The 23,120-nt window shown below is 38.8% G+C and carries 23 protein-coding genes; 6 read left to right on the forward strand and 17 right to left on the reverse strand.

All coding sequences use genetic code 11. The annotated features are described in order from the left end of the window. Positions 1-2: 2 nt before the first annotated feature. From R2Q94_RS04495 to R2Q94_RS04510, 4 genes are all read right to left on the reverse strand, one after another. Positions 3-1,178 (reverse strand): acyltransferase, encoded by a 1,176-nt coding sequence (locus tag R2Q94_RS04495; RefSeq protein WP_316820245.1) that lies wholly within the window; start codon positions 1,176-1,178, stop codon positions 3-5. A gap of 114 nt (positions 1,179-1,292) precedes the next feature. Then, positions 1,293-2,159, reverse strand: a complete 867-nt coding sequence (locus R2Q94_RS04500) for a LytTR family DNA-binding domain-containing protein (protein WP_316820246.1) — start codon at positions 2,157-2,159, stop codon at positions 1,293-1,295. A gap of 224 nt (positions 2,160-2,383) precedes the next feature. After that, positions 2,384-3,073 carry an OmpW/AlkL family protein gene (locus R2Q94_RS04505; protein WP_316820247.1) on the reverse strand — a complete coding sequence of 230 codons (690 nt, stop codon included), beginning with the start codon at positions 3,071-3,073 and terminating at the stop codon, positions 2,384-2,386. 222 nt (positions 3,074-3,295) lie between these two features. After that, a complete protein-coding gene (locus tag R2Q94_RS04510; protein ID WP_316820248.1) occupies positions 3,296-4,372 on the reverse strand; it encodes an agmatinase family protein in 1,077 nt (358 codons plus the stop codon). 73 nt (positions 4,373-4,445) lie between these two features. Between R2Q94_RS04510 and R2Q94_RS04515 the strand changes: the two genes are divergently transcribed. Both R2Q94_RS04515 and R2Q94_RS04520 read left to right on the forward strand, forming a co-directional pair. Beyond that, on the forward strand, positions 4,446-5,078 hold the full coding sequence (locus R2Q94_RS04515; protein ID WP_316820249.1) for a Crp/Fnr family transcriptional regulator: 633 nt from the start codon (positions 4,446-4,448) through the stop codon (positions 5,076-5,078). Between the two features lie 72 nt (positions 5,079-5,150). Continuing rightward, positions 5,151-5,558 (forward strand): hypothetical protein, encoded by a 408-nt coding sequence (locus tag R2Q94_RS04520; RefSeq protein WP_316820250.1) that lies wholly within the window; start codon positions 5,151-5,153, stop codon positions 5,556-5,558. On the opposite strand, the gene R2Q94_RS04525 is transcribed toward R2Q94_RS04520, so the two are convergent. Together R2Q94_RS04525 and R2Q94_RS04530 are read right to left on the reverse strand one after the other, a co-directional pair. Next, positions 5,555-6,058 (reverse strand): DinB family protein, encoded by a 504-nt coding sequence (locus R2Q94_RS04525; protein WP_316820251.1) that lies wholly within the window; start codon positions 6,056-6,058, stop codon positions 5,555-5,557. The genes R2Q94_RS04520 and R2Q94_RS04525 overlap by 4 nt on opposite strands. Before the next feature lie 100 nt (positions 6,059-6,158). Next, positions 6,159-7,103 (reverse strand): LysR family transcriptional regulator, encoded by a 945-nt coding sequence (locus R2Q94_RS04530; protein ID WP_316820252.1) that lies wholly within the window; start codon positions 7,101-7,103, stop codon positions 6,159-6,161. Positions 7,104-7,146: 43 nt separating this feature from the next. On the opposite strand from R2Q94_RS04530, the gene R2Q94_RS04535 reads away from it, so the two are divergent. Next, positions 7,147-7,890: a class I SAM-dependent methyltransferase gene (locus R2Q94_RS04535; RefSeq protein ID WP_316820253.1), complete on the forward strand. Its 744-nt coding sequence runs from the start codon at positions 7,147-7,149 to the stop codon at positions 7,888-7,890. On the opposite strand, the gene R2Q94_RS04540 is transcribed toward R2Q94_RS04535, so the two are convergent. The 3 genes from R2Q94_RS04540 to R2Q94_RS04550 all read right to left on the reverse strand — a co-directional run bounded on the left by R2Q94_RS04540 (position 7,887) and on the right by R2Q94_RS04550 (position 12,008). After that, a complete protein-coding gene (locus R2Q94_RS04540) occupies positions 7,887-8,237 on the reverse strand; it encodes an isochorismate lyase (RefSeq protein ID WP_316820254.1) in 351 nt (116 codons plus the stop codon). The genes R2Q94_RS04535 and R2Q94_RS04540 overlap by 4 nt on opposite strands. A gap of 234 nt (positions 8,238-8,471) precedes the next feature. Next, positions 8,472-9,617, reverse strand: coding sequence for a PepSY-associated TM helix domain-containing protein (locus R2Q94_RS04545; protein WP_316820255.1), 1,146 nt, complete (start codon positions 9,615-9,617; stop codon positions 8,472-8,474). A gap of 12 nt (positions 9,618-9,629) precedes the next feature. Continuing rightward, entirely contained in the window at positions 9,630-12,008 is a 2,379-nt protein-coding gene (locus R2Q94_RS04550; RefSeq protein WP_316820256.1) for a TonB-dependent siderophore receptor, read from the reverse strand. A 180-nt stretch (positions 12,009-12,188) separates the two neighbouring features. Here R2Q94_RS04550 and R2Q94_RS04555 point away from each other — a divergent pair, with 180 nt between their 5' ends. Both R2Q94_RS04555 and R2Q94_RS04560 read left to right on the forward strand, forming a co-directional pair. Continuing rightward, positions 12,189-13,013 carry an AraC family transcriptional regulator gene (locus R2Q94_RS04555; RefSeq protein ID WP_316820257.1) on the forward strand — a complete coding sequence of 275 codons (825 nt, stop codon included), beginning with the start codon at positions 12,189-12,191 and terminating at the stop codon, positions 13,011-13,013. Between the two features lie 98 nt (positions 13,014-13,111). Next, a complete protein-coding gene (locus tag R2Q94_RS04560; protein WP_316820258.1) occupies positions 13,112-14,215 on the forward strand; it encodes an agmatine deiminase family protein in 1,104 nt (367 codons plus the stop codon). Between the two features lies 1 nt (position 14,216). Here R2Q94_RS04560 and R2Q94_RS04565 read toward each other — a convergent pair whose 3' ends face one another. Together R2Q94_RS04565 and R2Q94_RS04570 are read right to left on the reverse strand one after the other, a co-directional pair. Then, on the reverse strand, positions 14,217-15,518 hold the full coding sequence (locus tag R2Q94_RS04565; protein ID WP_316820259.1) for a paraquat-inducible protein A: 1,302 nt from the start codon (positions 15,516-15,518) through the stop codon (positions 14,217-14,219). Beyond that, on the reverse strand, positions 15,505-16,836 hold the full coding sequence (locus R2Q94_RS04570; protein WP_316820260.1) for a paraquat-inducible protein A: 1,332 nt from the start codon (positions 16,834-16,836) through the stop codon (positions 15,505-15,507). The genes R2Q94_RS04565 and R2Q94_RS04570 overlap by 14 nt, the downstream gene beginning before the upstream one ends. A gap of 306 nt (positions 16,837-17,142) precedes the next feature. Here R2Q94_RS04570 and R2Q94_RS04575 point away from each other — a divergent pair, with 306 nt between their 5' ends. Beyond that, positions 17,143-17,847 (forward strand): 2OG-Fe(II) oxygenase, encoded by a 705-nt coding sequence (locus tag R2Q94_RS04575; RefSeq protein ID WP_316820261.1) that lies wholly within the window; start codon positions 17,143-17,145, stop codon positions 17,845-17,847. Between the two features lie 21 nt (positions 17,848-17,868). Here the strand turns inward: R2Q94_RS04575 and R2Q94_RS04580 are convergent, their stop codons facing one another. From R2Q94_RS04580 to R2Q94_RS04605, 6 genes are read right to left on the reverse strand one after another with little or no spacing between them, the layout of a single operon-like run. Beyond that, positions 17,869-19,023 (reverse strand): lycopene cyclase family protein, encoded by a 1,155-nt coding sequence (locus tag R2Q94_RS04580; RefSeq protein ID WP_316820262.1) that lies wholly within the window; start codon positions 19,021-19,023, stop codon positions 17,869-17,871. Continuing rightward, positions 19,010-19,489, reverse strand: a complete 480-nt coding sequence (locus R2Q94_RS04585) for a sterol desaturase family protein (RefSeq protein ID WP_316820263.1) — start codon at positions 19,487-19,489, stop codon at positions 19,010-19,012. The genes R2Q94_RS04580 and R2Q94_RS04585 overlap by 14 nt, the downstream gene beginning before the upstream one ends. Before the next feature lie 42 nt (positions 19,490-19,531). Further along, positions 19,532-20,035, reverse strand: coding sequence for a hypothetical protein (locus R2Q94_RS04590; RefSeq protein ID WP_316820264.1), 504 nt, complete (start codon positions 20,033-20,035; stop codon positions 19,532-19,534). Continuing rightward, the gene (locus R2Q94_RS04595; protein WP_316820265.1) at positions 20,032-20,868 is read right to left on the reverse strand and encodes a phytoene/squalene synthase family protein; all 837 of its coding nucleotides are present in this window, start codon (positions 20,866-20,868) and stop codon (positions 20,032-20,034) included. Before R2Q94_RS04595 ends, R2Q94_RS04590 begins: the two co-directional genes overlap by 4 nt. Before the next feature lie 2 nt (positions 20,869-20,870). After that, on the reverse strand, positions 20,871-22,364 hold the full coding sequence (locus R2Q94_RS04600) for a phytoene desaturase family protein (protein ID WP_316820266.1): 1,494 nt from the start codon (positions 22,362-22,364) through the stop codon (positions 20,871-20,873). A gap of 51 nt (positions 22,365-22,415) precedes the next feature. Continuing rightward, on the reverse strand, positions 22,416-23,024 hold the full coding sequence (locus R2Q94_RS04605; RefSeq protein WP_316820267.1) for a MarR family winged helix-turn-helix transcriptional regulator: 609 nt from the start codon (positions 23,022-23,024) through the stop codon (positions 22,416-22,418). Between the last annotated feature and the right edge of the window lie 96 nt (positions 23,025-23,120).

Below are 23,120 nucleotides of genomic sequence, written 5' to 3' on the forward strand. Positions count from 1 at the left end.
TGCTATAGGTATCTCTTTATTATTTTTTGTTTTCTGATCAGGACAGTGATACCCCAACTGGCGGTAATAGAAACAAGGAAAGTGAGGATAAATTTCCATAGTGCTGAAAGCTCCAGTTCTAATAACAGGAACTGACACCAGATCACAAAAACATAATGTATCAGGTATATGCCATAAGCATTATCTGCGAGCGATTGCCAGTATCGATTGGTTCGATGGAATGTTTGTTTGAACAGGCTGATTAGGGCAATACTGCTTAGGCTGCAGGACAGTACCCAAATAGAACGGTAAATTAAGGTGGCTGTTGTCCTGCTTAGTACTTTCTGCTCATGCCATTTGGTTAGGGGGGATTCCGTCATTTTTAATAAAACATAGGTTAATATACAGGCAGAAATCCATAATGGCCATTTCCTGATCCATACGCTTTTGCTAGAAAACACACCAAGATCAGTTCCCAGACTTCCAAGAACTGTTCCAAGGAGAAAATAACTAAAGTAAAGTAGAATTCTGGAGGTTTGAAAATCAAATGGACCTGTCCCTGTCCAGCTCCCAGGGCTAAACCAAAACATGAATGGGACGTAGGAAATCCAAGTGAGGAGATACCAAATCAGCAATGTTATTATAGGTTTATCATTTAAATCTTTGATTTTTTGCCCTGCTTTCTTAATTAAAACGGTCCAAAAAGGTAATGAAACTGAAAAGATCAGGTTAAATGAAAATAGCACCCAAAGAAACCAGGGTGGGCCTACAGGCCATGATTCTATGGTAAAGAAGTCAATGATATAGTTTCTTAAACTCCAGTTTCCATGCGTAAGATGATATGCAGGGTAATGGGCAATGAGCATGAGCAAGGTTACCCCAGTAAAAAATGGGACCATTAATCGGTAAAATCTGTCTTTAAGAAATAATTTAGTGCCTTTTTTTTGAAGGCTACTCCATACAAAAATGCCGGCGATAAGAAACATTAAAGACATGAAAAATATGTCGTTGAAATCTTCAAAATAATCCATCCCTTTCCACCTTACCCTGTCAACAATCGGGTGGGTAGAGGAAATGTAGGCCGACCGGTTAAAGTAGGCAAAAGTCGTATAGGCAAGGGAAGAGTGGTGCGCCACCACCAGGAGAGTGATAAATCCCCGTAAATAATCTATCCATGGTGATCTTGAAGTTATAGTCATTCCATTCGTTTTTAAAGTAATTACGCAAACATAGCTGGTGGTTAAATACCATCAAATGAATTGTGACGGACAACTAGTCTTTGTGATCAGCAACAAAAACAGAACAGAAATATTTTATGGGTTCAAGGCTTGATAGCGTTGGTCGAACGTTTCCAGCTGAGCTCTCGAGACCGGAACTTTGTCTGTAGTGTGCGGAAAGGAAAGATAATAGCCTTGAGAATTTCCGGAAACCGCAGACACTTGTTCCATATTGATTAAGTAAGTTCTATGACATCTCAGGAAAGAAGAGTGATTTTCTAGTTGTAATTCAAGCTGTTTTAAGGATATTCTTTTTAACACTTTTTTTAAATGATGATCAACAACTAAGCTAAGCTCAACATAATTACCTTCTGCCCGTGCAAAAAGAAAATGTGCCGGGTCAAACTGAAAATTGTCAACTTTTACCTGCGCCTGAATAAAAATCTGAACGGAGTCGGATGGCCCGACTGTAGATGTATTTTCAGTTAGTGGGATATCCTCCGCTTGCTTCTTCCTGGTATAAAAGTAGAAACTGGCCAAAATAAAGTAAGAAGTAAAAAGACTACCAGCTAAATAAGAATTCCTGATTTCTTCCCAGAAATAACGCAGTGACCAATTATGAGGATTGGTGTAAATTAAATCCCTTAATAAGAAACTGGCAAGACCTATGATGAAAAATAAAATTACGAAGCAGCTAAGGCCATGAAAAATAGACCGGCGACTTCGTTGTGTACCTTTGTCTTTAAAATAAACGAGGATTGTTAGAAATGCAAAAACGATCAATGCAGGTGATAAAGCGTGTAAAAAGCAAACGAATAAAAACGGGTATTTGAGTTCCGCTTCATTCACCGTAAATGGCCTGAAAAGAAAAAGAAAGAAAAATGCAGCTAAAAAAAGGAGTGTAGCCGTTTCTTTTGCTTTTTTGGGTTGGACCCAATTATATAAATACTGTGATTCCGCCATAATTTACACCAGTAGTTCAGATTTCAAAATGTAAATATTGCAAAATTCAAGCAAAGCAGCTAATGATGAAATACAAATGAGATGGTTATGGATGGGACTGATGCGCATGTGACAAAATTCAATGTCTTATCAAACTATGTTCGGGTATTTCAACAATCATCATTAAAAAGCCCCTGCTGATCCAAAGATCAGCAGGGGCTTTCCTCAAAATGGCTTTGTTTGGATTAGAACTTATAGCCCAAACCAAAACCCAATAACCATGGTTTTATTTTTACATCAGCATCTATTCGACCAAGTACAGGAGCTAGCTGTGGACTTCCTGCAGGTGTCAGGTTGGAAGCATCAACTGTTGCGGTTGTAGAAAGGAAAATCTTTTTCAAATCCACATTAACAAAGAATTTATCGCTGATATCGTAGTCAAAACCAGCCTGGGCGGCAAAAGCAAACTTATCTTTGTATTTGATGTCTTTTACGGTTGGCCCCTGGTCTGCACTATAAAAGATGGTATAGTTGATACCTGCACCCAGATATGGATTAAATTTTCCTACAGGGTAATGATATTGCAGTGTAAGTGTAGGAGGAAGTAGCCATACTTTACCCAGATCCACATCTGCTGAGCTTGAAGCACCAATTGCACTTAGATCTGAACCCAGGGTTTGAACCTGATGTCTGGTGGTACCCAGAATCAATTCTGCCGCAAAATTCTTGTTAAAGAAATACGTGAAATCAAGTTCAGGAATGAAGGAATTTGAAATCTTTGCCTCTCCTCCGATGACTCCTATTGTTGCACTTTCCTGCGGCATTACCGCCACACCTCTTAATCTGATTCTCCATTTTTCTGTAGGCTGATTGCTTTGTGAAAATGCGCAAAATCCAGCCATGATCATGACCATAAGTATACTTAACTTTTTCATAATTTTGATATTTATTTAGGACAAATCTATCCGCGAAAAAAGATCAAAAAAATGCGCAGAAACATAGATTAAACTGATGTTCGGCAAGTTTTGTGAGCTGATGATGTGGAGTTTTTAATTTAATTGATCCCGGTCACAATTTAGTCCTGATACCTGCAAAAACGCCCTGCTTATCCATGAGATGAGCAGGGCGTTATTCTGGAATGAACAGATTCAGATCAGTTAAAAAGCAATTTTAGTACCTGTGGTCAGTTTATTGTTTTTTGCAAATACACCACACAAATGGAACAACAATCTGGCACCAACGTTACCATCCCAGTCGTCTTCACCAGGTGCAACTTCAACCAGATCAATTCCGATAATGTTTTTATCACTATTCGCCAACTTACTCAATAGGTAAGTAGCTTGCTCGTAAGACAATCCACCAGGTACCGGAGTTCCTGTATTTGGACAATACCAACGTTGTAAGGCATCAATATCAAAGCTTACTGCAACATTTGCAGGCAACTGAGCCAAGATTTCATCACATTGATCTTTCCAGTGCTTTCCTTCAAAGCTATTGGCTTTTAAGTCAGTGTCTGTGTATACTTTAACCTTGTTTGAAGTCCGAACGGCAGCCAGTTCTCCTTCGCTAAAATCACGAATGCCTACCTGTACAATTTTCTCAATTTCCGGTAGTTTAATGGCATTGTACATAATGGAAGCATGGGAGTAGGTAAAACCTTCATAAGCCTCACGCAGGTCCATATGAGCATCAAAATGCAAAATTCCAAATGAACTGTGTTTTTCAGCTAAAGCCTGGTAAAATCCCATTGGGGTAGAGTGGTCTCCTCCTAATAGAATTACCTTTTTACCCTGATTCATCCAATACAATGCACGTTCTTTAACTTCCGCATTGAATTGTGCCGAGGCTTTATTGATTTCTTCCAAATCGCTTTTTAAGGCAGGAATTGAATCGATTTCCTCTCCGTTCTCCAAAGCTTCAATGATAGGTTGTGCTAAACTTTTATATTTTTCACTGTTCTGCAACCATTGTTCAGGAGCTTCATCCATGAAAATTCCTAATTTCCATAATTCTGGGAATTCCTGGTGCAATAAATCTACCTGAAAGGAAGCATTTAGAATAGCCTCAGGACCATTACTGGCGCCACTGCCATAACTCACAGTTACTTCCCATGGTGCAGGAAGGATAATAATATCACTTTCTTCCGCTGTAAATGGTAACCCATATATACTTGAATCTGGTAAACCAGGTTGTGATGGATCGAAACTTTCAATCTTCGTTTGCTTTGTCGACATTTTTATGATTCACTAATTGAACTGCAAATATAAAAAACCTAACTGCGTTTGAAAAAGTAAAATCACCCTGATATTGCTGGAAAGAATTTTAACTTTGCCTTCCGACATGAAAAATGATGAACTGACTCAGCAACAAAACTCCCACCAGGAGTTACTGGTCAAACTGTTTAACGATCATCTGAATTTCAGAATTACTGATTTTCCAGCCATCAAAACGCATTTTCATTTTTCCTATAGTAAGAAGAAAGAGTTCCTGGTAGAAGAAGGGGCTGTCGCAACTGATTATTTCTTCATCCTGGATGGCTATGTACGCACATTTTACCGTACGGAAAATGGAACAGAGGTGACCATTGATCTTTTGAGAAAGGGGGAGTTCGCGTCCTCTATGTACAGCATTTTAAAAAAGGTACCTTCCTTCGAGTACATCCAATGCATCACTGATGTGTTGGTCTGTAGAATCGCGGAAAAGTCTTTTGAAGCAATGGCGATGGAAGATCCCAAGTGGATTGATTTGGGGATGAAATGCCTGAAGTCGGCCTTGTTGAAAAAAGAAGAAAGAATCCTGACCTTTGGCAAACTAAAGGGGAAGGCACGCTATGAGCAGTTAATAGAAGAAAAACCAGACCTGATTCTCCATGTACCGGTTCAATATCTTGCCTCTTATATTGGTGTTAAGCCAGAGTCTTTAAGCAGGATAAAAAGCTAATTTCCTAACAATTGTCATTTTTATTGGCCTGGATTCCTCTGATACTTGTATTTCAAAAATCGAACTACATAAATGGAAGAGGTATTTAACAGGAAAACACAGATTGGAGCAGTAGGTTTTTTTCGCAATTGTTTGAAAAATAGAGATCTGAAAGGGGCAATGAGCTGCTTTGACCCTCAAGGGCTTTACATCGATAGTGATGGTACAGAAATAAGGGGGCAATCCCAGATTGAAGCCGCAATAGCACAACTCTGCGCTTTAAGCCCTGAAATTAAAGGCGGACAAGCTCATGTCAGTACAATAGGCGACCTGTCACTTTGGATGGATGAATGGGGAATGACAGCTGCAATGCCAAATGGACATGTGATTAAAAGTACTGGTCATACGGCTTGCCTGATGAAAAGAAATGAGCAAGGACTTTGGCTATGGTTAGTTGATAATCCATTCGGCTCCGCAGTGTTAAAAGCTAAAGTCAGTTAAGTTCTTTTGCTGTCTTCATAAGTAGGACCGTACATGCCTGGAACTTTATTTCCTGTTGCACGAAGGTATACCACCAATTCACCACGATGGTGATAAATATGGTTAAAAAGAAAGCCACGGGATACAATACCTCTTGGGGTCGGACCAAGAACCACTTGTTCGCCTATTTTCATCGTCCAGTTGTCTTGTAATTTCTGTTCGGTAAGTGTGGCCAAAGCAGCTCTGGCTTTTTCTACATTACGCTCAAAAAGATCCAGTGTGGCTTTAATATCATTGGGGTTTCCACGCTCAGGATGGTCGCTGGCCATGTCATAAACGTCCTGAGTAAGTGTGCCTTCGTACCAATGATAGATAGTGGCAATGTGCTGGGCAAGCTCGCCCATGTTCCAGGAAATCTCCGAAGGTTTATATCCAAGGTCTTTTTCTGGAACTGCTTGTAATAATTTGCGGGTGCTGCTAACTTCATGCTCGAATTCAGCGGTCAGAAATGGTAAGATCATATCAAATTGTTTATTTAAGAATTAATGATAGCAAGCTTACAACACACAGGATGGTATTAAGTTTTGATAGGTTTTCTTTATTTATTCATTGTATCGTATTTTAAGGATTATAATGGCTGCTGCTGCTGTAATTTTCAATAAACCATTTCAATGCGGGATTTCTATTATTGGCTTTATAAGCCACAACTACCTCAGTGTTTACAGGGATATCCCTGAGTTCAATAAAGGAAAGTTTTAAGTAATCATACTGTTTTTTTAGTGATAAGGGAAGAATAGACACCCCCAGACCTGCTTCCACTAACTGTAAGATGGAATGTACATTGTTAGCCTCGTGGGTAATGTCAGGAGTAAACTGCATGCGTTTGCAGATCTCTACAAGCTTATGGTTGTAATGTGGTGCAAACTCTTTATTGAAGAATATAAATGGACTCTTTTTTAAAAATTCAGCCAGCTCCTCATTCGTTTTGAATTTTTGGTCTGAATAGGGAACCACCACTACAAATGGATCAAAAAAAAGCGTTTTAATCTGCAGTTTTTCAGATAGTACAGGCGCTCTTAAAATACCTACATCCAATTTTCCTTGTTCCAATGCCTCGATCTGACTTACCGTTGGCATTTCATATAAACCGGTTTTTATGTATGGAAATTCTTTGCGCATTGCCTTTAAGATTTCGGCCAAATCAGATTGATACACAGAGCTGATGTACCCTATTTTTAATTCAGCACTCACACTTAAATGAATTTGGCGGGCGATACTTTTGCTTTCTTCCAGCCTCGCGAATATTTCGTCTACTTCTTTTTTAAAGTATACTCCGGCTGCTGTTAAGCTTACCTGTTTGTTGCTGCGTTTAAACAACTGTAATTCCAATTCTTCTTCCAGTTCCTTAATCTGCCGACTCAATGGAGGCTGAGAAATGAAAAGTCTGTTGGCAGCTTTCGTAAAATGCAGTTCTTCTGCAACGGTTTTAAAGTATAAAAGATGTCTGAGTTCCATATTGATGATACCTGATGAGTATCGTAAGTTGATAAAATTGGTATTTTTCAAATATGATTAAAGCCTTTAGCTTTGACAAATAAAAATAACAAATATGAAAACAGACTATTTGAAAAAGGCAAGTAATGAAGAGATAAAAGCAAGATTTGATCAGGATGTAGAACGGTTTTCAAATCTTGAATCCGGACAACAAACCACTATAGATGCTCCTTTAACCATGGAGTTATGCAGCTCAGCTGCAAAATATATCAGTCCTGATGCAAAAGAATTACTTGATATAGGATGTGGTGCTGGCAATTATACATTGAAAATGTTAAGTAAAATTCCTGATTTGAATTGTACACTGAATGACCTGAGTTTACCAATGTTGGAAAGAGCTAAAGAGAGAGTTTCCTTAGAAACCACTGGCAGGGTCACATTGATACAAGAGGATATGCGTAATCTTAACTTAGCTGAGGATCACTTTGATATCGTGCTCGCCGCGGCAACTTTCCATCATTTACGTACTGATGCCGATTGGGAACTTGTTTTTACCAAAATTTATCGTGCACTTAAACTTGGGGGCAGCATTTGGATTTCTGATTTAATTACCCATGATTCTGAGCAGATTAACAGACTTTTTCAGGATAAATACCGTATGTATTTAGAAACATTGGATGGGCCGGAATATGCACAAAAAGTATTTGATTATATCGCTTACGAGGATACTCCACGATCTTTAAATTATCAATTGGATTTGATGGCTAAAGTGGGCTTTAAAGGAATTGAAATCCTTCATAAGAATTCTTGTTTCGCTGCTTTTGGTGGGATGAAAGTCAAAAGGGAAGAAGCGCTTTAAGTACGTTCCTTCCAATGATTGAGCTCCTCATTAATGAAGTAATGCACAAGATCGGTATAGATCTTTTCAATCACGTTAGGATCAAGATCTTGCTGCTCTGCCCATTTTCTTCTTTCTAAAAGCATTGATGCAAATCTTTCCGGTGCTTTGACGGATGATTCACTGGTTTTAAATTGAGCAGCCGATTTTACATATTGGTACCGCCGGCCAATTAAGCCGATGATCTGCTGGTCTATATGGTCTATTTCCTGGCGGATATCTATCATATTCTGACATTCTTCCGGTTGCTTTCTGCTGGTTTCAATGGTTTGATCTGGCATCAGGTGATATAAGTTGATAAATTTCATCAAACTTACGATTCTGTGGGAATAAAAAACCTGGAAATCCTGCAGTAATCTCCTGATTTTGTCGGTTTTGTTCTGTTTTTTAGTTTTACTATGCCATAATTTTGAATAAAAAAAGCAATGGAATGTAGTTCAAAAAAACAGCCCCGAAAAAGTTCATTAGCCTTTAGACGACCACTCAGTAAAATAATGCCGCAGGGAATGCCTGCGGCAAAAGGTCTTGGAAATCCAAATTCTTTATTTTGATGTTACCGCTTTTTTCTTTTTACGTCCGTACCAAATTATAAATCCTGTAATGGGTAAACTCGCAGCAATTAAACTCGCCAGAAAAGCAATGATCTTCCCTGGTAATCCTGCTATTGCACCAATATGAATATCATAATTCATGCGGGTTATTTTATCGGCTACACTTGCATTTTTTAGTTTCCCATAACTATGACTCACTTCCATTTCTTTTAAAGAATATTGATCATAATAAAGATAATCAGCCTTCCAATAAGTTTCTGTATCAGGATTGATGGCTACTTCTATTGCTGATTTCGCATTTTCAGGCACATGTACTTCAATACCTCCGGTATAGCCAGGTAAGCCATTCAGGGTTTTTGCCCATAAGACATCCATCGCTGGTTTCTTCCCTTTTGCAGCATTCAGCAGGCTGGTATCCGAGTAACTCTCTACAAATTGTTTCATTGGTTCTCCACCAGAGGAAATCCAATACACAGATTTTGCAAACCACTGAAAGCCCATTACCAGGCCTGTTATAGCGATAAAAATAAGTACCCAGGTCATGTAAAAACCAAGTACATTGTGTAAGTCATAATTTACCCGTTTCCATTTTGCATTCCATTTGATGCTAAATCTTTTTTTGCTGGCTGCTTTATTTTTTGGCCACCACAATACCAGTCCTGAAATCAGTAAAAACAGAAACATTAAAGTCGCCGTCGCAAGGATCGGCTGACCAATGTTAGGAGGTAACCAAAGGTAATAATGTCCCATAATCACAATCCTGAAAAAGTCATCATCCATGTTTTTAACTTTCAGGACTTCACCTGTATAAGGGTTCAAAAATACGATCCAGTAATAAGATGGATTCTCCGCAAAATAAACAACCTGTGAAGCCTTTCCTTCCTGGTAACCTACACTATGGGCGTGTTTGCCAGGCAGGGCTTTATCTGCAATTTTTTTAAGCTCAGACGGAGCGATTTTGGCGCGCTGTTCTACTTTTGCAAAGCGATAGGGCTGTGTAATGTTTTCAATTTCGTGTTCAAAGGCTAATATACATCCGGTAATCCCTAAAAAACACACAAATAGCCCGGATAGTAATCCGAGCCATAAGTGTAATTGTCCTGTCCAATATTTGAACTTGTTTTTTTTGTTGCTCAACGTTTATTTTTATTAAAATTTGTAAGCTATGCTCAGTCTGTAGTTTCTCGGTGCCTCAGTTTGCCAGTAATAATAATTCCCATAGGAAGCACCACTGTATAGGTATTTGTCCAGAACATTAAAGACATTCCCAGTTAAGCGGATTTTATCTTTTTCCCAAAATAGACCAGCATCCAGTTTAAAATAGCTAGGCATTTCCTGAGTTCCTGAACCACCCCATGACCATGAGCTGCGGTCTGCCAGGTAACTGAAACCGCCGGATACACCTACACCTTTCAATTCTCCGGTTTGAATTTTATAACTCAACCAGGCATTCGCATTGTGCTTGGCATAACCTGTAATCTTAGTACCCACCGGAATGACTACTCCATATACCTCTGTTTCTTTACTCACTCTGGAATCTGTAAGCGCATAGTTGGCAATGAGGTTTAATCCAGGCAAAATCTCTCCGCGTAAATCAAATTCAATCCCTTTTGTCGTACTTTGACCCAATTGTAAAGAGAATGGAAGGGCAGGAGTACTCGTCGGATCAGGAGACAACTCATTGTTTTTAAGAATCCGGTATGCTGCAATAGTCGTATTCCACCGTCCATCAAACCAATCCTTTTTTATCCCGAATTCCAGGTTGTTTCCGGTAATAGGTTTAGGTTGTTCACCGCTTTTTAGGGTACCGGTTTGTGGAATGAAAGTTTGGTCATACAATCCATAAACGGAAGTTTGATCATCCACAGATACACTTAAACCCACACGAGGAGTGAACCTTTTATCCTCTGTAGCGACACCATATTCAGATTGTTTAACGTAGGTGAATCTCCCTGCAAGTGTCAAGCGAATTTTGTTGTCCATAAACCCCAGCTCGTCTTGTAGGTACAAGCCAGTATAGGATTGATTTACGCGACTATTAGCCCCTCTTTGGTATAAACTTTTGCTGCGGTCAAATTGAGGTATTCCATTTGCCGGGGCACCATACACAGGATGGTAAATGTTAAATGGTTTAGTGGCATTGTCTAGGGGAAAGGACTGTCCAAAGTCATAGTAACGTTCTTTATCACCTACATCTAAACCTGCTAAAATGCGGTGACTAATGCTTCCGGTGCTAGCCTGACCATTCAAAAATACCTGACCGAATTTATATTTTAAAGCCGCATCAAATAGGTAAAGATCGCGAATGATGTCACCATTGCTAGCTACAGATGCAGGCCAGATATCACTTGATTTCTGATTGAAATCAACATAGGCCAATTGTGTAGTCAGCTTCCAGTTGGCATTAAAATGGTGTTGCATGTTTAAAAATAGGCTATGCTCTTTTGCAATATTTGGATCTAAACCAGGCTCAGACATGCTGAAATTCCTTGGCAGTGTGGCAAAACCATCAGGGGCAAAAACATAAGCCGAACCAAGATCAGATAATTTAACATGCTGATAATTGTATTCTGCCGTGATCAGGGTCTGGTCATCAATCTGATAACTAAGTACCGGAGCAATGCTGTAACGGTTGTTGTACTCATAGGGGCGGTGCGAATTTTTACTCTGACCCATTAAGTTTAGCCTGTAGGATAATTTTCCTGTTTTGTTCAGTTTGCCATCCAGATCAAGTGTACTGCGGTACATGTCATAACTGCCTAAGGTAAAGGAGGCCTCACCATTAAAATCTCTTCCCGTAGGTTTTTTCGTAACCACATTGTAAATACCACTTGGTTCGCCGTTAGACATCATGAAACCAGAAGGACCTTTCACAAATTCAATGTGGTCTACAAAGCTCATGTCTTCAGTCAGTGGACCCCAGTCGGATGTCAAATTTATTCCATTTCTAAAAGCTGCAGCTCTTGCGCCACGGGTGTTCACACGGGTATATAGATCGCCCCAATGTTCCAATCTGGTTACGCCGCTTACATTTCTGATGACACCATCACTCATACTGGTAATTTGTTGATCAGCAAGTGTGGAAGAAGTAATAATCTGAATGTTCTGTGGAACCTGTAATAATGGTTCATCCAATCTTAATGAGGAGGAGGGGGCATCAACTTTGTATTTTCTTTTGTTTCCAGAAACCACCACCTCATTCAATTGATCTGCGCTTTCCGATAAACTGAAATTAACATAGACAGTTTGGTTGCCTGAAACTGATACTGCTTTCTCCGCACTTTTTAAACCTATGGCAGAAACACGGATGGTGTAATGGCCATCTTTTATTTTTTCAAAACTATAATCACCTTTATCATCGGTGGTCACGGCAATTCCTTTGCCTTTTATACCTACACTCACAGCTGAGGCGGGTTGCCCGTCAGCGGTGAGCACTTTTCCTTTTATGCTATTATTCAACTGAGCATTCGCCGAAATGGCAAATAAAGAGAAGAGTGTTATTAAATTGAGGAGTCGAAGTCTATTCATGTTATTGTTATTTAGATTAATTCTAATTGGAGGCAAATATTGCATCTATTCTGTTACAATCAAAATTTATTTAGAATAATTCTATTTAGTGGAATTTAATAAGATGAAAGATATTTCTATGAAAACTATTTAAAGGCTCTTGTCGTTATACCGGATAATCATATTTTACTGATCAACTATATGGGGCTGGAAAAAATTCATCATCTCATCAGGTACATTGAAGATCATTACCATGAGGAGCTTTCCATTGAGAAGTTAGAGGATTTATCTAATTATTCCTATCGGAATGTACAGCGGATATTTAAAAGTATCTTCAATGAATCAATAGGGGCATTTCAAAAAAGGCTAAAGTTGGAAAATGGATATAAAAAGCTGATTTATAGTCGGCAGTCCATTACTGATATTGCTTATTCCGTAGGTTTTGAGAGTCTCCATTCCTTTTCTAAATCTTTTAAAAAGCAGTTTCAACTTTCACCTGAAAAAGCCAGAAAGGAAAAGGAGGGTATTTTCGAAGGTTTCATCAAAAATACTTCTGAGGAAAAGAAAACGATCAGTTATGAGCTGGTCTTTTTAAAACAACTAAAGGTATTTTATCTGGGTGCTCAGGCAAAGGATTATGAGCTTAGAGAAATAGATCAACTGTGGGATCGGATTGATGAGGCTTTTGATGACTACCTAAATGTACAGTATTATGGGATTATAGTTGATCAGCCTTTGATTACAGAAAAAATAAAATGCAGATATGAAGCCTGTATAGATCAGGATCCTCAGGATCAGGCATTCAGTTCAACTTATATTTTTGGGGCTAGATATGCGAAATATGTTCATAATGGTAGTTTCGACCTGATTGAGGATACCTACCGGCAGATTTATAAGGACTGGCTTTTTCATGCTGCTTTGGAATTTGATAATACCCCCATGATCGAACATTATCTAAAAAATGAATACCATACTGAAAATCCAGAGGATTATGTTACCGAAATTCTGGTTCCAATTAAAAAGTGACAGTTGTCAATTTTGGACAACATCCCTGGTCGGGATATCTTTTTCTTTGTGAAAAATTAAATATCTAATCTAAAATGAACAACAAAATGCTATTCTTAATGATTTCTGTATTAACTATTTTTTCTTCCTGCCAGAAGGCCGAAGAAGATGTTCAACCAGGAGATACCACCAAAACTCCCATTTTATATACCATGCCTGAGGAATCTGCCGTACATGAAGGCACCTGGTTGCAATGGCCACATGAGTACCAATATGGGATTACCTACCGCAATAGGTTGGATGATACCTGGGTAAAAATGACTCAGGCTTTAGTATCAGGTGAAAAGGTTCATATTATTGCCTATGATGAAGCCGAAAAGGAAAGAATCATAGGGCTGCTTTCTAAAGCAGGTGTTTCTATCAGTAAGGTAGATTTTAAAATTTATCCTACAGATGATGTATGGGTAAGGGATAACGGGCCCATCTATGTAAAAGATAAGAATGGAAAATTGGTAATAGAAGATTGGGGTTTCAATGGATGGGGTAAGAAAGCAGATGCTCAAAATTGCAATCAAATTCCATCAAAAATTGCATTGGATCAAAATCTTCCAAAAGTAGATTTGAATCAAGTGATGGTCAATGAAGGTGGTGCTGTTGAAATCGATGGGAATGGGACTTTAATGGCCACTAAAAGTGCGATCTTGAATAAAAATAGAAATCCGGGAATGTCACAGGCAGAAGCTGAAGCCATATTTACCAAATATCTGGGAGTCACCAACTTTATCTGGCTTGATGGAAAGGCGGGTCTGGAAATCACAGATATGCACATTGATGGATTTGCAAGGTTTGCAAATGCCAGGACCATCGTGACTATGAATGAGGATGATTTATTGGATTGGCAGGTTCCTGAGCAGGATATTCAAAAGCTATATGCTGCTAAAGATAAAAATGGCATACCTTATCAAATGGTAAAACTCCCTTTAACCCAGCGAAATGTGGTCACTGCCTATGGTAAAAAACTAGATTATAAAGGCTCCTATGTCAATTATTACATTGGAAATGATCAGGTTTTAGTACCTAATTACAATGATCCCAATGATGCTGTGGCCAATAAAATCATACAAGGTTTATATCCTAACAGAACTGTGGTTGGTATTGATGTGCGAAATTTGTATGCCAATGGTGGCATGATACATTGTGTGACACAACAACAACCTCAGTAAATTATTTTTCTATGGGTTTAATTCGTTTTAAAATCAGGGACAATATAGATACGTAGATCACATAGGCTACAAAAATATAATAACCTGGTTGCAGGGAGGTGTTGTTTTTAGTGACAGTAGAAAGCAACTCCTCCTGTATATTCAGGCTTGATAGCTGGCTTTGCAAGATCCCATTCAAGCCAATGTAAGTCATTGCAATACCAACAACCATTACGTCGGCCATATCCCATTTCCCTAAATCTAAAGCTAAGAACCTAACCAATTTGTTGTTGGCATATTTCTCCCTGCCCCAGATCAGAATCCCTTTGCCCATCATTCTTAAGACCGGTAGTATGATCACAAAGAGCAGGATTAGTATGCCCACCAATACCGCATCTGGTTTAGGTTGCTCTACTAATGAGGCAATGATCCCTGTGATACTCTTGCTTTGAAAGAATAAAACCTGGTTGTTAAAAGCCAACTTCTCACTAAGGAGTGTAAAGTTTAGAGACTGAATGCGGGCATCAACCTCTATAATCGTGGCTGTGATACCGACTAATAACATCACAAAGGCAAACAAAAGAGAAAGGATATAGAGGGTAGTATGAAGACGTACCTGCTTTTTAAGTAGCAACCAAAGGCAAAGGGCCAGTAATACACAACCAATCATCGCAAAGGTGTAAGTATACATCTCTCTCTGTATTTCATTTAACTGAGCCTCGATTGTTTTCTCAAAATCCACGTTATTATTGACATGATATTTTTTATAAATATGTCTCTTTACCGTAACACTTGCCGGCTCAGTATTATCAAAAGTTTCATTTTCCAGTTGATCAACTTTACTGGTAATGATGTTTTTTATTCTTTTCTTACTTGCCGGTTTATTAATTCGGTTCACGATGGTTGCAGCAAAAGTAGGTACTTCCGATTTGATTTCTTCAGGATCAACTACTGCGTTAAAAGCCAGCTTTTTGAGTTTACCACCAATACTCTTTTGTGGTTTATTGATATCAGCCACAGCTTTGTCTACCAGCTGGTTTAGTTGTTTTTCTACCTTTTTTTGTAGGTCTTTTTTTTGTTCGGCAGACATGTCAAATTCCTTGACCTTTTCATCAACTACAGCAGACATTTTCTCCCGCCATTGGTCTACAGACAATATGCCGAAACTAATGTTGTTGGATGCACTATAATCACTTTTGATTTCCTGTTGCTGACTGGATAGGGTAGATATGCGGTAACCAAACCAGGCTTCTCCGCAAAGTAGCAGACTCAGTCCAGCAAGGAGCAGGATCTTGGGCAGGATTGATTTTCTAATGGCTTTCATGTGGGGAAATGAATTTTAGGATGGTCGACAAAATCAGTCCATATAAAACAAAACTGATAAATATGATAAATCCGGGTTGCAGTGCAGTATTGTTGGTGGTGATAACGTTTAAGTCGTCACTTTTTATATTCAGACTCCTCAGTTGACTGTCGAGTAGTCCGTTTAAGCCAATGTAAACCATCAGGATAGCGATCACTATTACATCTGCCATGCTCCATTTTCCTGATTGAAAAGCAAAATATCTGATGATTTTGTTTCTGGCAATTTTCTTTTTACTCAGGAGGTGGATGCCGGTGGCACTAAGCTTCATTACCGGAAATAAGATGCTGAAAATTAAGATTAGAATACCAACCAATACCGCATCTATGGCAGGCTGGCCGATCAGTACTTTAACTACATCCAGGATACTCTTACTCTGGAAAAACAATACCTGATTTTCAAAAACGATATGTTCGCCCAGTAGTACAAAATCGACGGACCTGATGCGTGCATCGACTTCTATCATTGAAGCGGTTAGGCCTATAAAAAGCAGGATAAATGCAAACATCAGGGACATGATGAAAAGTGAGGCATGCAGATCTACCCGTTTTCTTAACATCCACCATAAGGAGAGCACAACCACAACGCAACCTAGCATGGCAAAGGAATAATTGTAAGTTGCAGTCCTGATGCGGGAGAGGGAATTGATCAGTTTTTTATTTAATTCTTCGTTCGAAGATGCACCGTATTTTTCATAGATTTTATCATTTGCGGCCTTTGTGGCAACAACCGCACTATCCAGGTATTCCGCACGCTCCAAAGCATCAAATTTGGACATCACTACCTTGCTCAGCTGTTTTTTATTATCGGGGTTGTACACTTTGGAAATAATGTCCTTTGCAAAAGCAGGAGCCTTATTTCTGAAGTCATCCGTATTGACAAAGGTTTTCACGATAAACTTCTTAATTTTCCCGTCAATGGTTTTCTTTGGCTTGTTGATCAATGCTTCTGCTTTATCAATCAGTGCAATGATGACAACTTCAACTTCCTTTTGGAGATCTTTTTTTTGCTTTGGGCTGAGTTTAAAATCACGGATCTGGTGACTTACAATTCCCGCTACTTTGTCTCGCCATTGCTCCACAGAGAACAAACCTGAATTGATATTATTGATATTCGAGTATTCTTCTTTGATCTCTTCCTGCTGTTCGGAAAGTTGGTGCAACTGAAAACCGAAGTATCCTTCAGCACATAATAAAATTGCAAGTCCGAAAATCAATAGCAGTTTTGTATGCATCGATTTATTCCTGACTTTAATAGGTTCCTGTGTAGGCTCGGTCATAGGCTGATAATGGGCAATGGATCGCTGTGTTCATCCATTTCCTTGAACAAGCCTGATTGGCAATTGTTTTAAATTCAGCTTAAACTTTTAAGTAATTACTGCCATTTTATTTTCTGGTTGAGAAATCTGTTCCAATCGTTTTATCCCGTAAATCGGTCTTCTACAATTATATACTAGTTTGGCTCATTTAGCAAGTTCCGGGTTTTATCCTTTTTAATTTTATATGAATTTTGTACCTATCTAAAGGGGATTGAAGCAAAATAGGGTCTTCATAAATTAAAATATCCCGGTATTAAATATAAAATTATGGAAGAAAAAATAACCTCAATTCACTGGGGGAGCCTGACTGAAGATCTTCATGAAAAAGGTTTTGGTATTGTTTCGGAATTCCTGACAGCAGCGCAGTGTGAGGAGCTGATCAAAGCATATAACGATCCGGATTCTTATAGGAAAACGGTAGTGATGGAACGCTATCGTTTTGGTATGGGCGAATACAAATATTTTAATTATCCGCTACCAAGGCTCATTCAGAGTATAAGGTCCCTTGTCTACCCCAAACTCGCAGTCGTTGCAAATCTCTGGATGAAAGCCCTAAATATCCCCATCACTTTCCCCAATACACATGCAGAACTTTTAAAGCAGTGTCAGGAGAAAAACCAGACCAAAGCCACGGTATTGATTCTGAAATATGGCAAGGGCGGATACAATACCATGCACCAGGATTTGTATGGCGAGGTTTATTTTCCACTGCAGGTGGTTTTATTTCTGAATGAGCCAGGGGAGGATTTCACTGGAGGTGAATTTGTGTTGACTGAACAAATCCCCAGAGCACAATCAAAAGCCATAGTTTTGAAGCCAAAGAAAGGGGATATGCTCATCTTTACCACTAATTTTAGGCCAGTTAAAGGGCTTAAAGGCTATTATCGAGTAAATATGAAGCACGGAGTAGCTGAAGTTCAGGATGGAGAACGACATACTTTGGGCATCATTTTCCATGATGCGTTGACTTAGAAAAGTTAAAATACTCTGATATCAATTCCTGATTAATTTCATTGTACGGTTAAATAAAGCCATCGCAAATTCCTGTTTTTGCAAAGTGAGAAAGAGCTGTATTTCTTCTGCAATTGAGCTCTCATTGTCTAAGAATTTCAGGATTTTCATGGCACTGTTTTTTTTGAACATCCTGGAGAAGATTTCTTCACCGGGAATATGACCAGTGCTTAATAAGTTTAGAAGTATTGCATCGTATAAGTTAAACCTTGATGCCGAAAGTGCCGAAATATTGGGATTCCCGGAATTGATTAATTGTTTAACAATAGCAGCAGTGTGTTTTTGTATAAAACGAAAAGTATAACCGGTAGAGCCTTTGGTAAAGCCTCCTGCGGTGCCCAGATAAATCACACGGGCTTGTTGCTTTCTGATTGGGTGATCAGACATTGGAATTACCCCGTGTTCCTGCTCTTTTATAGAATAATGCTCACATTGTAGTTGTTCCCGAATGTATTGCTTTAAGGCAATACTATAGGCCTCCTTTGTTAACTCCTGCTCAGAGAATACGGTGTACTCCACCAGTGCTTGATTCGGGCTTAGGGGCAATACATAAACAAAGGAGCTACCAGCTTGTTGTGAGGTATTGAAGTCCATTAATGTGGCACATTCTGGGTCAAACGTAGGATTTTCTGTTTCAATGATCCAGCCTTCAAAGTGCTGTAATAGATAATGGTAACGATCTGGCTTTTTCTCCTGAATCTGTGGGATGCTGCTGAATACATAATCAGCACTATAAACCACTCCATCAATAAGTACATAAGCGCGGTCTTTTTCTGAATAGCTCTTTTCTACATTTCCTTGAAGACAAGTGACCAGAGGATGCGGTGTTAGTATTTTGTCGGTATAAGCATAGAAATCCCCTGAGCGTATCATTTTATATTGATAGGGATGAATGTCAAGGTTTTTGTTTGTAAGACTGCTGGCAAAGGATAATTGATTCCAGGTTTTGAATACCACAGGCTCGAATAAATCTGCATTTTTTTCCCAGAAACACCAGGTTTTATCGTTGGTTTTTTTCTCTGCTTGGTCTACCAGTAATAGACGCTTGTTTGTGGCCTCCAGGTAAGGCAACATCCTTGTCGCCAGACTTCGACCAGAACATCCAGCTCCGGCAATGATATAATCAAACTGCTCCATGCTTATTCTTTTGAGAGTGCTGCCAGTATTTTCGGGCGGCGAATAACATACCAAAGGACTCCCCATGATGCCTGTCGAGATGCTTATGATGCATTTTATGGGCTCTTTTTATGGTTTTAATGTAAGTGTTATTGCTCCTTGAAAACCATTTGAAACGTTGGTGAATGACCACATCGTGAATCATAAAGTATGCAATTCCATAAAGTAAGATACCCAGACCCATATAAAACATCCAGTTAAAACCTTCTTTTGCGCCAAAGAAGAATAAAAGAATACTGGGAGTAGCAAATATTAAAAAAAATGCGTCGTTCTTTTCAAAGAAATGGGGCTTCTTTTGATGGTGGTCTTTATGCAAAACCCAGAGCAATCCATGCATTATAAACTTGTGTGCAAACCAGGCAACTCCTTCCATAAAAATAAAAGTGCCCAGGGTAATCAAAAAATATATCATCCAGTTACTCATCATTTAACCTTATTTTGTACTTCACTATTCGTAATTCGCGTTCCATTATATTTCCAGTCTTTTCTTTTCTTCCGCGCTGCAATACTTAGAAGCAGACAAATATTTAACGATGTTTTGTTTCAGTTTTTTGTCTTGTGTCGTTTTTAAATTACTGAGTAAATACTTCTTGTCCTTCTGTATTTCGTCATTATAGTTTAGAAAACCAGGGAGGTTGGTTTGAATAGCAAATCTCAAAAACCTGATTTCGATTTGTTCGGGGGCTTTTTTTACTGCATCTTCCAAGAGACGTTTTCCGTTGTTAAATCTCTTTATCTTGTTGATGGGGTTAAAAGCATATTTCGCCTGCATCATTTCTGCAGCTCCTTTATAACTGATCAAAAGAGGGGCAGAGGATTCATTTACATTTGATAATAATTTCAAAAGCTGATCTGCCGCCCCCTTATTATGTGCAGAAGCCTGGAACAGACTTTTCACTTTTTCTATTTCTGGTTCTGTTGCGTAGCTATTGATCGCAAATAAAAGCAATATAAAAAAACCGGTTAATTTCATATCATATTTGTTTTGTAGCGGAATATAGAGTCGAACATTAATCCAAATTTATGGGCATTGGAAATCCGGATCCTTTGAGTCATGACTTTTTCAGCGGTACTACATTTTATTTTATGGAACAATTTAGAGTAATAGACATAGGCCAGGTAAACTCCGTTTCTTGATGAAGCTGGCAATTGCCGTATGCCAATCAATGCAAGTTTGAATTCTGCTTCTATTTCTTCCTCAATCAATTTTTTCTCTGTATTTGAGAACGAAGATAAATCAACATTTGGGAAATAGCAGCGACTTAATGTATAATAGTCTGCATTTACATCGCGAAGGAAATTTACTTTCTGAAAGGCAGAGCCCAACATCATTGCCGAATCTTTAAGTTTTTCATACTGTGATTTGTCACCTTCCGTAAAAACATGTAAGCACATCAGGCCAACCACCTGTGCAGAACCAAGAATATATTGATCATACTTTTCAGTGGTATAAAGCTCCTGTTTCAGGTCCATTTCCATACTGTAAAGAAACAATTCTATCAGTTCCAGATTTATTTGGTATCTGTTTACCACTTGCTGAAAGGAATTGAGTACTGGATTTAGGCTAATGCCATCTTCAATCGCTTCAAAGCAATCCCTTTTAAATTTAGAGAGTAAACTGGCTTTGTCATAATCATGGAAGCTATCTACAATTTCGTCTGCCAGTCTAACAAAGCCGTAAATGGAATAAATGGGCTGACGAAGCTTTTCGTCCAAAAAATAAATACCCAAAGAAAAACTGGTACTATAACGCTTCGTGATCATTTCGCTGCACTCAGCAGACAGCTTATCAAATATCTCTTTCATGGCTATTTATTTAAGTGCTTAATCAGTTGTTGAGCTGCCAGGTTCCCTGAAATAATCGAGGGTGGAACCCCTGGTCCTGGAACGGTAAGTTGACCTGCATAAAAGAGGTTGTCGATTTTTTTATTCTTTAAGGAGGGCTTAAGGTTAGCAGTTTGCATTAAGGTGTTTGCCAGCCCATAAGCATTTCCTTTAAAGGAATTATAGTCTGCAACAAAGTCACTCACACAATAACTCTTTTTGTAGTCCAGGTGCTCCCGTATAGGGCTACCAGTATAAGCTTCCAGCCGGTCCATGATTAAATCGAAATATTCTTCCCGTAAAGCTTCAGGATCCTTTACATTGGTAGCTAGTGGCATCAATACGAATAAATTCTCATGGCCATCTGGTGCTACTGAATTGTCGCTAATGCTCGGGCAGCATACATAAAATAAGGGTTTAGAGGGCCAGGATGCCTGTTTGTAAATCTCTTGTGAATGCTGTTTTAAATCTTCGTCAAAAAATAAGGTATGGTGATTTAGTCGTGCGACCTTCCTTTTAACACCCAAATAGAAGATCAGGCAGGAAGGAGCCAGTACCCGATTGTCCCAATATTGAGCCGAGTAATTTCGATGTATAGGCTTGAGCAATTTTTCTTCCACGTGATGATAGTCGGCAGCAGCAATGATACCATCGTAATCCTGTGTTCCATTTCTCGAAGTTAAATTTACAATTTGATTGGCTTTTACATCCAGTGCGGTAACAGGGGCATTGGTATGAAATTTTACCCCATGCTTTTCTGCGATGCTTTTCATGGCCTGGATTACTTTCCCAAAACCACCTTTTGGATACCAGGTACCGAGTTTTAAACCCGCATAATTCATTAAACTATAAAGTGCAGGGGTTTCTTCTGGCATCGCGCCAAGGAATAGAACGGGGAATTCCATTAGTGCTACTAACCTTGGGTCTTTAAAGTGTTTTTTAACGTGATCACTGAAAGAAGTAAATACCTGTAATTTAAAGAGACCTTTTAGGAGATCTGCATCTGCAAATTCCAATAAGGAAAGTCCGGGTTTATAGACTAATTTGCCCATGCCAATGTTGTACTTATAGGCGGCCTCTGCTAAAAAGGACTTTAACTTATCCGCAGTTCCTGCTTCAATAGATTCAAACAATTCACATAGTTCTTCAAAATTGGCAGGAATATCCAATACATCATTGTGCCCGAAAACCACACTGAATCCCGGATCAAGTTGTTGTAGTTCATAAAAATCAGCGGCGGTATAGCCAAAGTCATTGAAGAACTTTTCAAATACTTCAGGCATCCAGTACCAGCTAGGGCCCATGTCAAATAAATATCCGTTATCGGTATGAAGTTGCCGCGCCCTTCCGCCGAGGTCTGCATTTTTTTCATATACATCTACCTGGTATCCCTGTTTGGAAAGGTAGGCTGCCGAACTGATTCCGGCAAAACCAGATCCTATAACTGCTACTTTAGCTTCTTTCGTTTTAATTGACATGCTGGTTTTCGTTTTTTGAATAGGTTGATCTTATAATTACCAAAGTGCTGATTAGCTTCTTGCTTTTGACTCATGAAAGTCCTCTAGTTTTGTCAGTAGCATGATCAATTCCATTTTCTCTTCATAAGATAGTGGTTCTGTAACGTTTTTTGTCGCCGCTCTTATGTTTTCCATGCTTTCGTTTAAAAGCTGTCTGCCTTTGGCAGTGATGTGGATCATTCTATTCCTTTTGTCGCTATTTATGGTAGTCTGTTCTACCAATTCTGTACTAATGAGCCGGTTGATGATCTGTATACCCGCTGATTTTTCATGGACGTTTAACTTGATTAAGGCGGTTTTGTTCATGCTACCAAATGCAACCAGACTGATTAAATAAATGAAATCATCAGGTGTAGAAAATGCGGTGTTTGCAATTGCGGCTTTTGCCTGCAATTTCGCATATCTGGATAGGTGCACTAATGAGGTATTAATCACACTATCTGCAGAGCGTCCTTTTGATTTTCCTAGCCATTCGGGTTCTTGAAGTGCAGGTGACTCGTTTTTTTTGAAACGATCATTTAACCATTGACTAAATGACTCGACGTTCGGATTCTGGTGATCGGATTCATTTTCGTAATCTTCTATTAAATCAACCACTTCTTTTATTAAATCGTAATACATAGTTATGTAGATAATCGAGTCATAAAATTAAGCTATTATAGTATTAAATTGTACTAATATATTTATTTTTTTCAATATTTGTGCCTTGAATAAGTA

It is taken from the genome of Pedobacter gandavensis (assembly GCF_032678465.1).
In the GTDB taxonomy this organism is placed as follows: Bacteria; Bacteroidota; Bacteroidia; order Sphingobacteriales; family Sphingobacteriaceae; genus Pedobacter; species Pedobacter gandavensis_B.

Bases quoted from the DNA above. Each gene is read 5' to 3' on its own strand.
- R2Q94_RS04585 (WP_316820263.1), bottom strand. From the start codon at position 19,489: ATGATGAGTAACTGGATGATATATTTTTTGATTACCCTGGGCACTTTT.
- R2Q94_RS04570 (WP_316820260.1), bottom strand. From the start codon at position 16,836: ATGACCGAGCCTACACAGGAACCTATTAAAGTCAGGAATAAATCGATG.
- R2Q94_RS04565 (WP_316820259.1), bottom strand. From the start codon at position 15,518: ATGAAAGCCATTAGAAAATCAATCCTGCCCAAGATCCTGCTCCTTGCT.
- R2Q94_RS04495 (WP_316820245.1), bottom strand. From the start codon at position 1,178: ATGACTATAACTTCAAGATCACCATGGATAGATTATTTACGGGGATTT.
- R2Q94_RS04505 (WP_316820247.1), bottom strand. From the start codon at position 3,073: ATGAAAAAGTTAAGTATACTTATGGTCATGATCATGGCTGGATTTTGC.
- R2Q94_RS04600 (WP_316820266.1), bottom strand. From the start codon at position 22,364: ATGTCAATTAAAACGAAAGAAGCTAAAGTAGCAGTTATAGGATCTGGT.
- R2Q94_RS04575 (WP_316820261.1), top strand. From the start codon at position 17,143: ATGGAAGAAAAAATAACCTCAATTCACTGGGGGAGCCTGACTGAAGAT.
- R2Q94_RS04550 (WP_316820256.1), bottom strand. From the start codon at position 12,008: ATGAATAGACTTCGACTCCTCAATTTAATAACACTCTTCTCTTTATTT.
- R2Q94_RS04535 (WP_316820253.1), top strand. From the start codon at position 7,147: ATGAAAACAGACTATTTGAAAAAGGCAAGTAATGAAGAGATAAAAGCA.
- R2Q94_RS04555 (WP_316820257.1), top strand. From the start codon at position 12,189: ATGGGGCTGGAAAAAATTCATCATCTCATCAGGTACATTGAAGATCAT.
- R2Q94_RS04580 (WP_316820262.1), bottom strand. From the start codon at position 19,023: ATGGAGCAGTTTGATTATATCATTGCCGGAGCTGGATGTTCTGGTCGA.
- R2Q94_RS04525 (WP_316820251.1), bottom strand. From the start codon at position 6,058: ATGATCTTACCATTTCTGACCGCTGAATTCGAGCATGAAGTTAGCAGC.
- R2Q94_RS04540 (WP_316820254.1), bottom strand. From the start codon at position 8,237: ATGAAATTTATCAACTTATATCACCTGATGCCAGATCAAACCATTGAA.
- R2Q94_RS04560 (WP_316820258.1), top strand. From the start codon at position 13,112: ATGATTTCTGTATTAACTATTTTTTCTTCCTGCCAGAAGGCCGAAGAA.
- R2Q94_RS04520 (WP_316820250.1), top strand. From the start codon at position 5,151: ATGGAAGAGGTATTTAACAGGAAAACACAGATTGGAGCAGTAGGTTTT.
- R2Q94_RS04500 (WP_316820246.1), bottom strand. From the start codon at position 2,159: ATGGCGGAATCACAGTATTTATATAATTGGGTCCAACCCAAAAAAGCA.
- R2Q94_RS04605 (WP_316820267.1), bottom strand. From the start codon at position 23,024: ATGTATTACGATTTAATAAAAGAAGTGGTTGATTTAATAGAAGATTAC.
- R2Q94_RS04595 (WP_316820265.1), bottom strand. From the start codon at position 20,868: ATGAAAGAGATATTTGATAAGCTGTCTGCTGAGTGCAGCGAAATGATC.
- R2Q94_RS04510 (WP_316820248.1), bottom strand. From the start codon at position 4,372: ATGTCGACAAAGCAAACGAAGATTGAAAGTTTCGATCCATCACAACCT.
- R2Q94_RS04590 (WP_316820264.1), bottom strand. From the start codon at position 20,035: ATGAAATTAACCGGTTTTTTTATATTGCTTTTATTTGCGATCAATAGC.